Below are 13,392 nucleotides of genomic sequence, written 5' to 3'. Positions count from 1 at the left end.
GAAATCAAAATGAGCACGGATTTATTTTTTCGCTGATTTTGGTATTGGGAGTGGAATGGTTGAGTGGGTGGGTGGAGCCGGGGCCGGTGAGTTAAAGCGTAGGTTGGGAAGCCTCTGAAACCGGATACGGGCAAGTTTCCACAAGTCCGCTTTCGGCCAATATCAGTCGTTCTGGGCTGCAAAAATGAATCTGTCTCCGTTTTCTCTCTTGATTGTTGTAGGCTCCTAGCTACATTGATAGCAAATTGATATTCCTCAGGCTTTCAAGGACGACCCATGCGCATCCAGCACGTAGAGATATCGAACTTCCGAAAGCTGCTTTCTGTGCGAATTGACTTCGCTAACGAGACCACACTGCTCGTAGGTGCAAACAACAGCGGAAAATCCTCCGCCATGCTGGCACTACGGAGATTTTTGATTTCGAAGGCTTCTGCTTTTCGGCTCCAGGATCTGACTCTTTGTCATCTCGCCAAGCTGGACGAGATTGGGAAGGAGTGGGAAAACCCGCCAGCAGACTTTGAAATTCCTGCAGCCAAGGACTGGGCCGACTGGCTCCCCAGTCTGGATATCTGGGTCTCGGCAGATCAAGGAGAGTTTCACTTCATCCGCGATCTCATTCCCAGCTTTGAGTGGCGCGGGGGGCTTGTGGGAATGCGCTTTCTGCTTGAACCAGAAGATATGAGTACGTTGTACACGGACTATCGCAAGGAGCGCGCGAGGGTTGCAGAGCTTGAGGACGCTTTAGGGAAGGAAGACCCGCCTGGTAGCCCGCTGACACTATGGCCGCAGAGCCTTCATGATTATTTGAACCGTCGACTGGGAGATAAATTCAAGATTCGGTGGTACCGCCTAGATCCAAAACAACTTGAGAAACCTGACAAGTCGACTCGAATGGCGCAAATGCAGCAACTGAGCCCTACTGCCCTGCCCTTGGAAAGTAATCCTCTTAGCGGATTAATTCGAGTACATGAAATTAATGCACAGCGGGGATTCGGCGACCATTCGGACGACAATCAAGGCGATAGCACTAGACCCAGTGGCGCTCGAAAACTCTCGGAACAGCTCAGATCCTATTACTCCCGACACCTTGATCCAGGTGACAGCCCCGATATCTCAGATCTCGAAGCTTTGCGAGCGATAGAAGCAGCCCAGTCGGCATTCGATACGAAACTAGGTAGCAGCTTCGAACCCGCTATTAGAGAGGTCGAGGGATTGGGCTACCCAGGCCGAAATGACCCACGTATCAAAGTCGCAAGTCGCTTGGCAACAACTGACGGCATGAACCATGAAGCGGCCGTCCTGTTTGAGTTGGATTCAATCCAGGGCGCCCCTGGAGCACCTCCTCTTCACTTGCCAGAGACCGCTAACGGGTTGGGATATCAAAACCTGATATCCATGATTTTCCGGCTGATGAGCTTCAGGGACGAATGGCTGAGAAAAACCAGGGCCGCCAGCACGGAAGTAATAGACCGCGTCGAGCCCATCCACCTCGTACTTATTGAAGAGCCTGAAGCCCATCTTCATGTTCAAGTGCAACAAGTGTTCGTGCGGCACGCCTACCAAGTTCTTTGTCGAGACGCTTTGCTTGAACGCTACCCAAATCTGAAAACTCAGCTTTTGGTGAGCACGCACTCCAGCCATGTAACACATGAAGTGGAGTACCAGAACCTTAGGTATTTCAGGCGACTCCCAGCTGGGATGTATGACATCGGTGTACCGGTGTCGACGGTGTCTAATCTCTCTAACGTGTTCGGCGAGGGAACAAAGACGAAGGAGTTCGTAACCAGGTATCTGCGGGCACAGCATGCAGACATATTCTTCGCCGATGCCGTCATCTTGGTAGAGGGTTCAGCAGAGCGAATGATGCTGCCGCATTTTTTGCGAAATAAGTTTCCATTCCTTGACCGCTGCTACATCACAACCCTCGATATCGGTGGCAGCCACGCGCACCGGCTAAGGCCTTTAATTGACGCCCTGGGCATCCTCACGCTGGTTATTACAGACCTCGATGCAGGGCTAAAAAAAGCTGCAGTACCGGTGCAAAGAAACGCAGATCAGATTACGAACAATCCGACATTGCGGAGCTGGATGAAGCTGATGCATCTGGGCAGCACAGTGGATGAGCTTCTTGAGCTGCCAGCGAACAAAAAAGAGCACCAAATCGACGACCTGTACTCGGTACGCGTTGCCTATCAAACTCCTATTTCTACTCACCTTCCCGCTACTGGTGAAGCAATACAAGTTCTTCCAAATACCTTTGAAGACAGCTTTGTGCTTAGCAACGTCCGTCACTTTGCGGAAAAGACAGGGAGCACTGGTCTGATGAAGGCTTTCTTCAAAGTTTTAAATGAATCGCAAACATCTGAAGCCGTCGGGAAAGGGTTTTTCAACGAACTACGCGAAGGAAAGAAGGCAGAGTTTGTCCTGCTCGTGTTGGGGGATAAAAACTTTTCCAACCTCGAAATCCCTGTATACATCAGTGACGGCCTCAACTGGCTTGAGTCCAAATTGCGAAGCAAACAAAAAGAGCTGCTGGTAATTCCGCCCGAGGGCGCGGAGGTGACGCCATGAGCGAAGCAACTGCAGCAGATGCCGACACCATTATGCAGGCTTGCCTGAATCTGGCAGACCCAAAGAGTTTTTTTCTTTACGCAGGTGCTGGCTCAGGAAAAACCCATTCACTCGTCGAGGCTATCCGCGAACTCAAAAGTCGAGAGCGAGAACGCCTGACGTTCGAAGGCCGGCGCATTGCGGTGATCACTTACACAAACGCAGCCTGCGACGAGATTCTTCGGAGGTTAGAGTTTGACCCACTAGTGGAAGTCTCGACTATTCACGCGTTCGCATGGTGCTTAATCCAAGGATTCGACAACGAGATCAGAGAGTGGCTAAGGATCAAACTTCCCCAAGACATCGAAAAGATCGAGGGTGAGCTAGCACGCTCAAGAGGCGACAACAAAACCTCTCGAGCAAACAGACGGAAGCTACAAAGCAAGATACGCAGACTTGAGAATCTCGACGAGATTACGAAGTTCATCTACAGCCCCACTGGCGACAACAGAGAGCGACAAGCACTCAATCACGATGAAGTCATCAAGTTAACTGCGGCATTCGTTTCTGAACGCCCGTTGCTGGATGTTCTCGTAGACCGTTACCCAGTTGTATTGATCGACGAAAGTCAGGATACCCACGCTCCAGTAATGGAGGCTTTTCTGAAAGTCCAGCAATTGGCGAAGACTCGCTTCTGCTTGGGGCTACTGGGCGACACTATGCAACAGATTTATGGCCATGGAGTAACGCGCCTTGATAAAGCGATACCGGGTGATTGGCTGAAACCTGAAAAGGTCGTTAATCGCCGCTGCCCTCGTAGGGTTGTAGAACTTATCAACGTGATTCGAAGCACTGCAGACACTCATCAGCAGACCCCCATGCCTGATGCCATTGAAGGTTTAGTGCGCATGTACTGCATTAGCGAAAGCCAACAGGCACCGAATCTTGAGGAAGGAATCGCTCATTCAATGGCTGCACTCACCGGCGACGGAGAATGGGCTTCCGGCCCTGAAGGCCGGAAGACCTTGATCCTCGAACATAAGATGGCTGGACGGCGAATGGGGTTCGAGAAACTGTTCACGTCCTTACATGCGGTTGAGCACCTTCAAACAGGCTTGCTGGATGGAACCCTGCCTGCACTTCGCGTTTTCAGCGAAGGCGTTCTTCCCATCCTCAATGCTAAGAATGATCACTTCCTCCTGCTTGAAGCCGTACGCTCTCGTTCTCCCTTGTTGAGCAAGGATGTTATGCAATCAACAGGAGATCAATCGGCACACATGCAGCGCGTAGAGAACGCGACACGAGCTCTGCTCTCTCTTTACGAAAGAAGCGATCCAACACTGAGCGAGGTCGCAACGCTTCTGCTGCAAACCCAACTGCTTGATGTCCCTGAAAACCTGGTTGGGGCAATGGTGTTAGGAGCTCCTGGTGAGGCTCCAGATCCTGAAGATACGAACGCGATGACCAACTACGCCTACCAGCAATTTCTGGAGCGTCCATTTTCGGAGCTGGCAGCCTTTGCGAGTTATGCGGATGGCCTTTCAGCCTACGGCACACACCAAGGGGTGAAGGGGCTGGAGTTTCCACGAGTCATGGTTGTCATCAACGATGAGGAGGCAGGCGGCTTCTTATTCAGCTACGACAAATTGCTGGGTGTAAAAGAACCAACAAAGACTGACCGGGACAACGAGCGTGACGGCAAGGACAACGCACTAGCACGTACGCGTAGGCTGCTTTACGTGACATGTAGTCGGGCTGAAAAGAGCCTGGCGATTGTCGTATACACACCCCAGCCTGCACTCGCCAAGCAAAACGTTGTCGCTGCTGGCTGGCTTAAGGAGAGCGAGGTCGAAATCCTGTGAGACCTTCTTAGGATTGAATCGCCCGAGTTGCGTAGACGCTTCCGGGTCTCACAGTGAGGCTATATGAGCGAGCCACTTTGTGTGAGCAGGCCTTCCGCCAAGGTCTGCTTTTGGCCGGTAGCGGTCGCATGCAAATGTCCTCTTCTGGCCGAAAGCTGAACCAGCATCATCTGCTCACCACCCAGTCCAAAAAACGGCTGCTTCCCTGATTACGCAACCTCCTCACCCCTTCTTCTTAAAAAATTTATTCACGTAGTACTTCAGGCTCAACCGATCCTTCGGCCGCGGCTTATAGTGCGTTTTATTCCTCTGCCCCGGCTCAACCCCCACCCCACTCGCCGTGTAGTAATAAAGCGCAATCGACCGCCGAGTGATGTGCTCCGGCGTAGTCAACGGCTCCGGATGCCCATGGTTACTGTCCTTATCCGTATTGAAAATCACACACCGGTTATAAATCGGTAGCACCTTCTTCAGGCACTTCTTCATCCCCACATCCCAAAGCTCCAGGTTGCCGCCGTACGCCTCCTGCCAATCCTCGGTCAGGTAAATAATCACGTTCAGCCGTCGCTCGACATTGAGCTTTTTGTTCAGCCGAAAATCAGAGTGCACGCCGAGGAAGCCGCCGGTTTTGGTTTCGTGCAGGCCGCCGCCCGCGAAGTAAGGGTCAGGAATCAGGCCTTGTATGCCGGTGAGTTTTTCGAGGAATTCCAGCATGGGTGCGGAGTTGAAGGTGTTGAACACGTTCTTCAGGTAAGGGCTGCAGGCGTTGGGGCTGATCTGGCGTTTGAGTTGGCCTTTGTAGCCGCGCTCGTAGGTTTGTTCGTTGTTGGTCGGTTCGACCGGGAAGTGTTCGCGGATGCTGGCGATGACGTCTGCTTGCAGGAAGTTGTCGATGACGATGTGCGGGAATGGTGTGGCCTGGGTGTATTCGTGGGTCAGCGATTCGCCGAAAGCGCTGGCGGCGGTTTGGTCGAAGTCGAGTTCGGGGGACAGGCTGATGGGGAGTGTTTGCGTGTTGGCTTGCATTGCCGCTCCAATTGACTTGAATGCTTTCAGGTCTCGGTAAACAAGGCTGGGCGCTCGGCGCGATGCCTTGGTTTTTTTGCTGAGTACAGTTGCGAGCAGGTTGCCATGTCGGCCATGGCCTGCCGAGTGTCCTTTTCTTAAACACGGCGCTGCGCTGTAACGACATGTTTCTGACTGTCACAAACGCGTCATATTGCCTCTGCTAATCTCCTCGGCGCCCCGCCCTACACCCCAGTCCTAGAGCCCCCAACCGAAGGTGCCGCCAAGGTGTTTCCGACTCCCGTTCGCCAGCCAATCATCCTGCGCTCCGACAATCTCCGTTCCGATGACTTCGGCGCGCTGTTCTCCCGATTCTTCGGCAACCGATATTCCGACTCCCCGCCGCTGCCGTCGAACATCATTATCGGCGGGGTTTACGGGCGGCACGATGGCGTCAGTTTCCGGCGCATGCATTACCACGGCGATTTCAGTGTTTCGTTTCCCGATCCGCAGGATGAGATCACGTTTGTGATCCCCACGGCGGGCAAGATTGTTTTCAATCACGCGACCGAGTCCATCGGTGTGACGCATGTGGGCCTGGCGGTTGATAAGGCCGATATTCGTTCGATGCGCTTTGTTGATGATCATGCGCATCACGGCATGTCGATCAATCGTCATCAGCTTACCGAGCGGTTGTCGATGCTGTTGGATAAACCGATTCTGCAGAAGATCGTTTTTGCACCCAGCGTGGACCTGAACACTGCAGCGTTTCAGGGGATTCGGGCGTTGATTGATCTGGCGACGGGGGCGGAGTTTGATCTGTTGCTCAACAGCGGGACGTTGATGCCGTCGCGGTTGCGCGAGATGTTGATTGATGCGGTGCTGGAGGCGTGGCCGCATAATTTTTCCGAGGCATTGCGGCGGCCGACGGCGATGGTTGCGCCAAGGCATGTGAAGTTGGCGGTGGAGTTTATTCAGGCGCATCCGGAGCAGTTGGTCAGTGGTGTGGATCTGGCGCGGTTGAGCCATGTCAGTCAGCGCGCGTTGCAGGAGGGATTTCGGCGGTTTGTCGGGATGTCGATTGTGGCGTATCAGCGGCAGGTGCGGCTGGAGCGGGCTTATGATGCTTTGAAGCGGCGGGGTTCGGGGTCGGTGACGGAGGTGGCGTTGCGGTTTGGGTTTAGTAATGTGGGGCGGTTTTGTCAGTATTTTCAGAGGGCTTTTGGGGTGAGTCCGGCGGAGTTTCGGACTCGGGGGTGATTGGGTAACAGGTTTGCTAGGTAACTTGTGGTGAGAAGATTTAGCTAAACGTCGCACCACGCCGATGGGTCGCTAAGCGTGGGGATGGCACGCCGGCGCGGTTGATCGAGGAGTGGGCGCGGAGGCGTTTGACCGAGTTGGCCAGTTGATTTTGCGGTAACTGCTTTCCCCTCATCGGAACGCCGCCCGCCTATCCCTCTCCCCAAGGAGAGGGAACCGAGCCGGGGATATTGAAGATCTACACCGACCTGAGAGTCTTGCTTTGAATCCATAATCGCCTTGATCTTTCAGGTCGATGAATGACGCAAGACGCCTCGGTCAGTCCCCTCTCCCACAACTTCATATACAAGCGCAAGGGACACTTGCAGGTTTTGTGGTGGGGCCGCCCCTCATCGGAACGCCGCCCGCCCATCCCTCTCCCGAGGGAGAGGGAGCCGATTGGTGGGCTTTTCAAAATTTGAGTTCGACTCGGTATGCCACGTCGGTGTAGCTCTTCCAATCCACGCGGTCAGTCCCCTCTCCCTTCGGGAGAGGGTTAGGGTGAGGGGCTTTTGATTGGCTGCTATTGGATGGAATCAAATTTGTGGGAGCGAGCTTGCTCGCGAAGGCGCTGGGTCAGTTGATGTTGATGTTGACTGGTCTGGCGCTTTCGCGAGCAGGCTCGCTCCCACATTGGGTTTTTTGGGGGGGGTTATTGGGGTCATCCTTGATCCCGTGTGTCTTTTAGAAGGCGTAGCTGGCCTTGAGGCCGCCGTTGAAGCCGTGGCTGTCGCCGCCGCCATTGGCGCCGATTTCTGCGCCTAGGCTCAGGGCGCCGAGGCTGGCCATCACATTCACACCGCCGCTGAACTGGTCGCGGTTGTCGAAGGCGGCGCGTTGTTCGATGTCGAGGCCCAGCAGGTGGCTTTGGCTGTCGACCTGGTTGTCGCCCAGTGTGCGTTCGTAACCCACTTGCACGCTCGGCACCAGTTGCCATGCGCCCATCGCCACCGGGGCGAAGGCGACGTTGAGGTTGGCGACAGCGCTGCGGCGGGTGGAGGTGTTGTCGTCGACGTCGAGTGACAGTTCGCTGCCCTTCTCTTTGAAGCCGTTGAGGTCGAGGTGGCTGATGCGCAAACCGAGACTCGGTTCGAAGGTCATGCCGTTGACCGGGGCGCGGTAACCGAGCGCGACTGTGGCGCCGCTGAGGTTACCGTGGGTATCGCCCTTCGCGGTGCCGAGGCCGCCGCCGAGGTCGCGTTTGCTGTCGTAGTCGACGTAGCCGGCGCTGGCGTTGGCATCGACGAACACGCCTTGTTCGAGGCTGGTGAAGCCGTAGCGAGCGCCGACGTTGACGAAGGTGAAGTCAGTGTCGGCTTCCCCACCCGCGCCGCCGACCGTGCCTTTGCTGTAGCCGAAGCCGCCGCGTGCGCTGAGTTGTTCGCTGAAGCGTTGAGTGATGCCGACCATCAGGCCTTGGCTGTGTTCGTTGCTGCTCTCGGCGTGGGCCGAGCCGTCGGTGCCGAGGTAGCCGGCGAGCGCGGTGGTCCAGAGGCGATATTGGCCGACCTTGAGGTCAGTGCCGCTGGCGAATGGTGCAGCGGCTTGTTCGATCATTGCGTTTTGGCGCAGCAGGTAGCTGGCGGCGTCGGCGTGAACCTGGCCGCCGACCTGGGATTCGACACCGCCGAGGGTGCCGGCATCAATGGCCGATTGCAGGTAGTAGTTGTAGGCGCTGTAGGTGCCGGACAGGTTGGTGTTCTGCAATTGGCGAAGCAGTTCGGCGCCAGCGGCGGCGTTGCCGATCAGCCCGGCCTGACCCGGCAGGCTGTTGTATTCGACGAGTTTGCCGCGCAGGACGTAAATGGTTTCCTGCGACAGACCGAGACCTTGTTTGAGGTAGTTGTCCATGCTGCCGTATTCGGCGGTGACTTCGTCGAGGCCGGCCTGGAGGTAACTAGCCTGCACGCCGAGCAGAGGTTCGTAAATGGCGGCCATGCTCGGCGGCAGCGCTTTGAGCGTGGCGGCGACGCGGGCGGCGGTGTAGTCGTTGGTCGCGAGGTAGTTGGCCATGATGGTCGCATCGTCGACACCGGCGATGCTCTGCAACACAGCGGCGGTCCAGCCGGTGCGATCCTTGCCGGCGGTGCAGTGGAACAGTTGCGCGGCATCGACGCTGGCGAGTTCATTGAACAGCTTGCCGAACTGGCCGCGCATGCCGGCGTCACTGACAAAGGCGCGGTTGGTCTGTTCCATCATGGCGATGGCGTCGGCGGCGCTTTTAAAGGAGATGTTAGTGATGTTCGCGCCGGAGGTGGTGCTGCCGATGATGTCGATGTTCTGGTAGGTCGCACCGCTCAGCATTGTGTCAGGGGTCGCGGCGATTTCGCTGGGGGTACGCAGGTCGTAGACGGCTTTGATGCCGAGGCTGTTGAGGGTCGCCAGGTCAGAGGCCGTTGGGGTTACGGCGTTGGCGCGGTAGAACACGCCAGCGCGCATCGTGCCATCGTGTGCGGTGGAATACGCGGTGGTGGTGCCGGCAACATCGCGGAAATTGTCCATGCCTTGCAGGCGCGGCGTGTCGAGCAACACGGACTCGGCAGCATGGGCGGCGGCGATGGACAGGCTCAGTAAGGACAGCGAACACAGAAGACGTTGAAACACAGTGCAGCCTCATTTCGGTTAGCGTAGGGCTGCCTACTATCTGCACTGAACTGACACGAAATATGACAAATTCGCGTAGCACGAAAATGCCTGCGCGAATGGGCCGTGGGGTGCGTGAATTGTCCATCGGGTCGGATGGTGGAGTTTGAGCGGCGACACTCTAGGAGCTCGGGATTGCTGGATATCCTGAATTTGACACAAATTTTGTAGGAGTGAGCCTGCTCGCGATAGCGGTGGGTCATTTAGCAATGATGTGGCAGATAGACCGCGATCGCGAGCAGGCTCACTCCTACAGGGTTCTTTGGGCTACTGGAGATCTGTGGTTTGCCACAAACCTGTGGGAGCAAGCCACAGGGATTGAAGGCCGGCATTGGAATAGTTGATCTACAACAATATCCGCCGATCCCGGCGGCGGTATTCTGAATGGGCTGAAAACAGCCGTGCTGTGCGCACGTCACAGGCCTTGTGGCCAAGGTGGCGCTAAATGAACAAAAAACGCATTGTCTGGGGGAGCATTCTCCTGGGCCTTCCGTGTGTCTTGCTTCCGGTACTTTTGATGGGTTATGTCGCCTGGATGTTGAATCTGGTGGCTGCGCAGCAACGTCTGGAAACCCTCGCGGCGGTGGCCTCCAGCCGCGCCAATGGCACCTTCAGCGAAGCGGCCGGTGCGCTGAAGAGCGTCGCCGGCTCGAACCTCGCCCCCTGCACGCCCGAGAGCATCGACGAGATGCGACTGCTGACCATCAACACCCTGTCAGTGAAGTCGATCGGTTACGTCGAAGAAGAGATTTACGCCTGCGGTTCGTGGGGTACGGTCGGCCAGCATGCGACGCCGTGGCAGGAAGACTTCATCACCTCCGACGGCGTGCGCGTATCCCTCGGTGTGCAGTCGCGCATCGTCGCGGCCAAGCCGATGATGGCGCTGCAATACGCCGCGTTCAATGTGCTGGTCGATCCCCAGCAGTTCCTGCATGTAACGCTCGATGAGGATCTGCATCTGGCCGTCGGCACCGCTGCCGGGCAACTGGTCAGCGCCTCGCGCCCCGGCGCGGAACACTTTCTCGCTCGGGTGCATTCGGGTCCGCACTCGGGGCTCGACGACGGCTACCTCTACACCCTCGTGCACAGCGGCGACTGGGTCGCCATCGCCGCGCTGTCACGCCATGAGTTGATGCAGGGCTTGGTTCGCCGGGAAATGCTGATGCTGCCCATCGGCGGTTTACTCGCCGGCCTGCTGGTGTTGCTGATCGTGCGCCGCACTCGCCAACGCCTGTCGCCGCTGGCCGAATTGCAACTGGCGGTGCGTAATCGCGAGTTCGTCGTTCACTATCAACCGATTATTCGCTTGGACGACGGCGCCTGCGTTGGCGCTGAGGCACTGGTGCGTTGGCAGCACCCGGACGGTACGCGGGTCTGCCCCGATGCGTTTATCCCACTGGCCGAGCACAGCGGTTTGATTCTGCCGATCACCGATCAAGTGATTGACCACGTGATGGACGACCTCGGTCCGCTGCTGGTCAAGGAACGCAGTCTGCACGTGGCAATCAACCTGGCGGCGAAAGACGTCAGCAGCGGCCGCTTCCTGCCGAAACTGGAGGCCGCGCTGGACCGGGCCAACGTGCAGCAGCATCAGATTTGGCTGGAGGCAACAGAGCGCGGTTTTGTAGAGATCGACGCCGCTCGGGCCACGGTCAACCATGCCCGCGAGCTGGGTTATTTAGCGGCCATCGACGATTTCGGCACCGGGTTTTCCAGCCTGCAGCATTTGCAGCAACTGCCGCTGGATGTGCTGAAGATCGACAAGTCGTTCGTCGACAATATCGATCAGGATGCCGCGACCGGCACCGTGACCGGCCACATCATCGAAATGGCCAAGAGTTTACGTTTGCAGATCGTTGCTGAAGGTATCGAGACCGAAGCGCAGCGCGATTACTTGCGCCGTCAGGGTGTGCAGTTTGGGCAGGGTTGGCTTTTTGCCAAGGCGATGCCGGCGGAGGAGTTTTTACGGTTCTATCGAGAGTGCGCGCAAGTAGAGCACGATGCGCAGGAAGCAGCGATGCCGGTTTAAGCGCGCATAAACACGCGGGCAAACCCATCTTCGGTCGCGCGATGGGTTTGCCGTCAGCCTGCTTCATTTGGTCTGGCTGAAAACCTCAATCGCCGTAATCCCTACTCGCTCGGCGTGTTCAAGAATCTGCTCGGGCGTTGAATCCGCTGTAGGCATGATCAAGCCGTTTTCCGCATCGCCCAGATGCAATTCCAGCAGATGCATCGCAGCCTCATGCTCGGGCAACTGCTGCTCCTTGAGTTCAAGCAGAAAAGTCCGAGGCTCGCCGTTGAATAGATATTTGATGTGATAGGTGTACATGATGTCATCCACGTCAGTAGGAAAAGGCACTGATTATCCTGACGTGACGGTCAGTTTTTAGTTCAAATTGAATCGCCTCTCTGACCAATCTGGAATTCATGGCAAACTTTTTCCTTGCCGAGGCGTCCCTTTCTTAAACCCCCAACCGGCTGATTTCAGCCAAGGACTGGCGATGACCTTTTTCATTTTTCTTCTGGCCTGCGCTGCGGCGGCAGCCACCGGCGTGATGTTCAAACCAGGGCCGTGGTACGAAGGGCTGAACAAACCCGGTTTCACTCCGCCCAATTGGGCGTTCCCGGTGGCCTGGACGATTATCTATCTGCTGCTGGCCTGGGCCGGTTACCGTTTGAGCCTGATCCCCGGCAGCCAGACCGTGCTGGCGCTATGGGCGGCGCAGATTGCGCTGAACACACTGTGGACGCCGGTGTTCTTCGGCGCGCATCAGGTGTTGGCGGCGATGGTGATTCTCACCGTGTTGTGGCTGGTGGTCGCGGCGATGGTGGTGCTGGCGATACAACTGGACCTGATCACTGGCTTGATCCTGTTTCCTTATCTGGCGTGGCTGTGTGTGGCGGCGGCGTTGAATTTTTCCATCCTGATCAAGAACCGCTGATGAGCAGTGCCAATCGGGGCAGTGCAACGCCATGGCCGCAGGGCGAGCGCGAGTTGGCGCAGGTGCGCGCCTTCAACAGGAAGCTGGCCTGGCTGCCGCGGTTCAAGATCCGCAACCGCCTGACGCCACGCTTGATTCAAGCGCTGTTGCGCGCGAGTCAGATTGGCGGCTCGGGCGCGTTGCGCAAGCTTGGCCTGACCGCTGAGCGTAAGCTGATTGATAACGTACCGGTGCGCATCATCCGCCCTAAAGGCCCGGCGAAAGGCGTGGTGCTGGATTTTCACGGTGGCGGCTGGGTGATCGGCAATGCGCAGATGGACGACAACTTCAACGCGGCCATTGTTGAGACCTGCGAAGTGACTGTGGTTTCGGTCGACTATCGATTAGCGGTTTCGACGCCGATTGAGGGTCTGCTGCAAGACTGCCTCAACGCTACGCGCGGAGTATTGAGTGATGCCGAATTTGCCGGTCTGCCCGTCGTGGTGGTCGGTGAATCGGCGGGCGGTCATCTGGCGGCGGCGACCCTGTTGGCGCTGAAGCAATGGCCCGATTTACTGCAACGTATCAACGGCGCACTGCTGTATTACGGCGTCTACGACCTCACCGGAACGCCAAGCGTACGCAACGCGCCTGCGGACACACTGGTGCTGGACGGCCCCGGCATGGTCGAGGCGTTGCGCTTGCTCACACCCGAACTGACCGACGAGCAGCGCCGTCAGCCATCGCTGTCTCCGCTGTACGGCGACTTCTGCGGCCTCCCGCCCGCGCTGCTGTTTGCCGGTGAACTCGATCCGCTACGCGACGACACACTCGACATCGCCAAACGTTGGGCGCAAGCGGCCCCGGTCGAAATGTACATGCTGCCCTCCTCGCCTCACGGTTTCATTCACTTCCCCACGGCAATCGCTCAAGGCGTGCTGGCCTACAGCCGGAAATGGATTTCGGCGCGCGTCGAGGCCGTTGGTTCGCCACAAACGCCAGCAGCGGCACCGTCTCATTGAGTCCACCGACTTAGCTCTAGAGTCGGGGTTAAAGTAAGATCTGTCCGCAACTCCTTGGTTGAGGAGACAGGCTAATGAATACGAAGGGAC

Annotated in this window: 9 protein-coding genes; 6 read left to right on the top strand and 3 right to left on the bottom strand. The window is 56.9% G+C overall.

Annotated elements, in window-relative coordinates; all coding sequences use genetic code 11:
• The first annotated feature begins 276 nt into the window (after positions 1–276).
• Both J0G10_RS14455 and J0G10_RS14450 read left to right on the top strand, forming a co-directional pair.
• Positions 277–2,571, top strand: a complete 2,295-nt coding sequence (locus J0G10_RS14455) for an AAA family ATPase (protein WP_220558761.1) — start codon at positions 277–279, stop codon at positions 2,569–2,571.
• Complete coding sequence (locus J0G10_RS14450; protein WP_220558760.1) at positions 2,568–4,412, top strand: UvrD-helicase domain-containing protein; 1,845 nt, start codon at positions 2,568–2,570, stop codon at positions 4,410–4,412. The genes J0G10_RS14455 and J0G10_RS14450 overlap by 4 nt, the downstream gene beginning before the upstream one ends.
• Before the next feature lie 222 nt (positions 4,413–4,634).
• On the opposite strand, the gene J0G10_RS14445 is transcribed toward J0G10_RS14450, so the two are convergent.
• Positions 4,635–5,438, bottom strand: coding sequence for a 2OG-Fe(II) oxygenase (locus J0G10_RS14445; RefSeq protein ID WP_220558759.1), 804 nt, complete (start codon positions 5,436–5,438; stop codon positions 4,635–4,637).
• A gap of 267 nt (positions 5,439–5,705) precedes the next feature.
• Here J0G10_RS14445 and J0G10_RS14440 point away from each other — a divergent pair, with 267 nt between their 5' ends.
• On the top strand, positions 5,706–6,677 hold the full coding sequence (locus tag J0G10_RS14440) for a helix-turn-helix transcriptional regulator (RefSeq protein WP_220558758.1): 972 nt from the start codon (positions 5,706–5,708) through the stop codon (positions 6,675–6,677).
• Between the two features lie 723 nt (positions 6,678–7,400).
• Here J0G10_RS14440 and J0G10_RS14435 read toward each other — a convergent pair.
• The gene (locus J0G10_RS14435) at positions 7,401–9,320 is read right to left on the bottom strand and encodes a tyrosine-protein phosphatase (RefSeq protein ID WP_220558757.1); all 1,920 of its coding nucleotides are present in this window, start codon (positions 9,318–9,320) and stop codon (positions 7,401–7,403) included.
• A 556-nt stretch (positions 9,321–9,876) separates the two neighbouring features.
• On the opposite strand from J0G10_RS14435, the gene J0G10_RS14430 reads away from it, so the two are divergent.
• A complete protein-coding gene (locus tag J0G10_RS14430) occupies positions 9,877–11,388 on the top strand; it encodes an EAL domain-containing protein (protein ID WP_245398049.1) in 1,512 nt (503 codons plus the stop codon).
• A gap of 63 nt (positions 11,389–11,451) precedes the next feature.
• On the opposite strand, the gene J0G10_RS14425 is transcribed toward J0G10_RS14430, so the two are convergent.
• Positions 11,452–11,718: a hypothetical protein gene (locus tag J0G10_RS14425; protein WP_245398048.1), complete on the bottom strand. Its 267-nt coding sequence runs from the start codon at positions 11,716–11,718 to the stop codon at positions 11,452–11,454.
• A 142-nt stretch (positions 11,719–11,860) separates the two neighbouring features.
• Between J0G10_RS14425 and tspO the strand changes: the two genes are divergently transcribed.
• Both tspO and J0G10_RS14415 read left to right on the top strand, forming a co-directional pair.
• Positions 11,861–12,301, top strand: coding sequence for a tryptophan-rich sensory protein TspO (gene tspO / locus J0G10_RS14420; RefSeq protein ID WP_095049923.1), 441 nt, complete (start codon positions 11,861–11,863; stop codon positions 12,299–12,301).
• Positions 12,301–13,302, top strand: a complete 1,002-nt coding sequence (locus tag J0G10_RS14415; protein ID WP_220558755.1) for an alpha/beta hydrolase — start codon at positions 12,301–12,303, stop codon at positions 13,300–13,302. The genes tspO and J0G10_RS14415 overlap by 1 nt, the downstream gene beginning before the upstream one ends.
• Positions 13,303–13,392 lie beyond the last annotated feature (90 nt).

Source organism: Pseudomonas germanica, assembly GCF_019614655.1.
GTDB classification, from domain to species: Bacteria; Pseudomonadota; Gammaproteobacteria; order Pseudomonadales; family Pseudomonadaceae; genus Aquipseudomonas; species Aquipseudomonas neuropathica.
The sequence above is the reverse complement of the archived record's forward strand: the minus strand, read 5'-3'. Positions and strand labels throughout refer to the sequence as shown.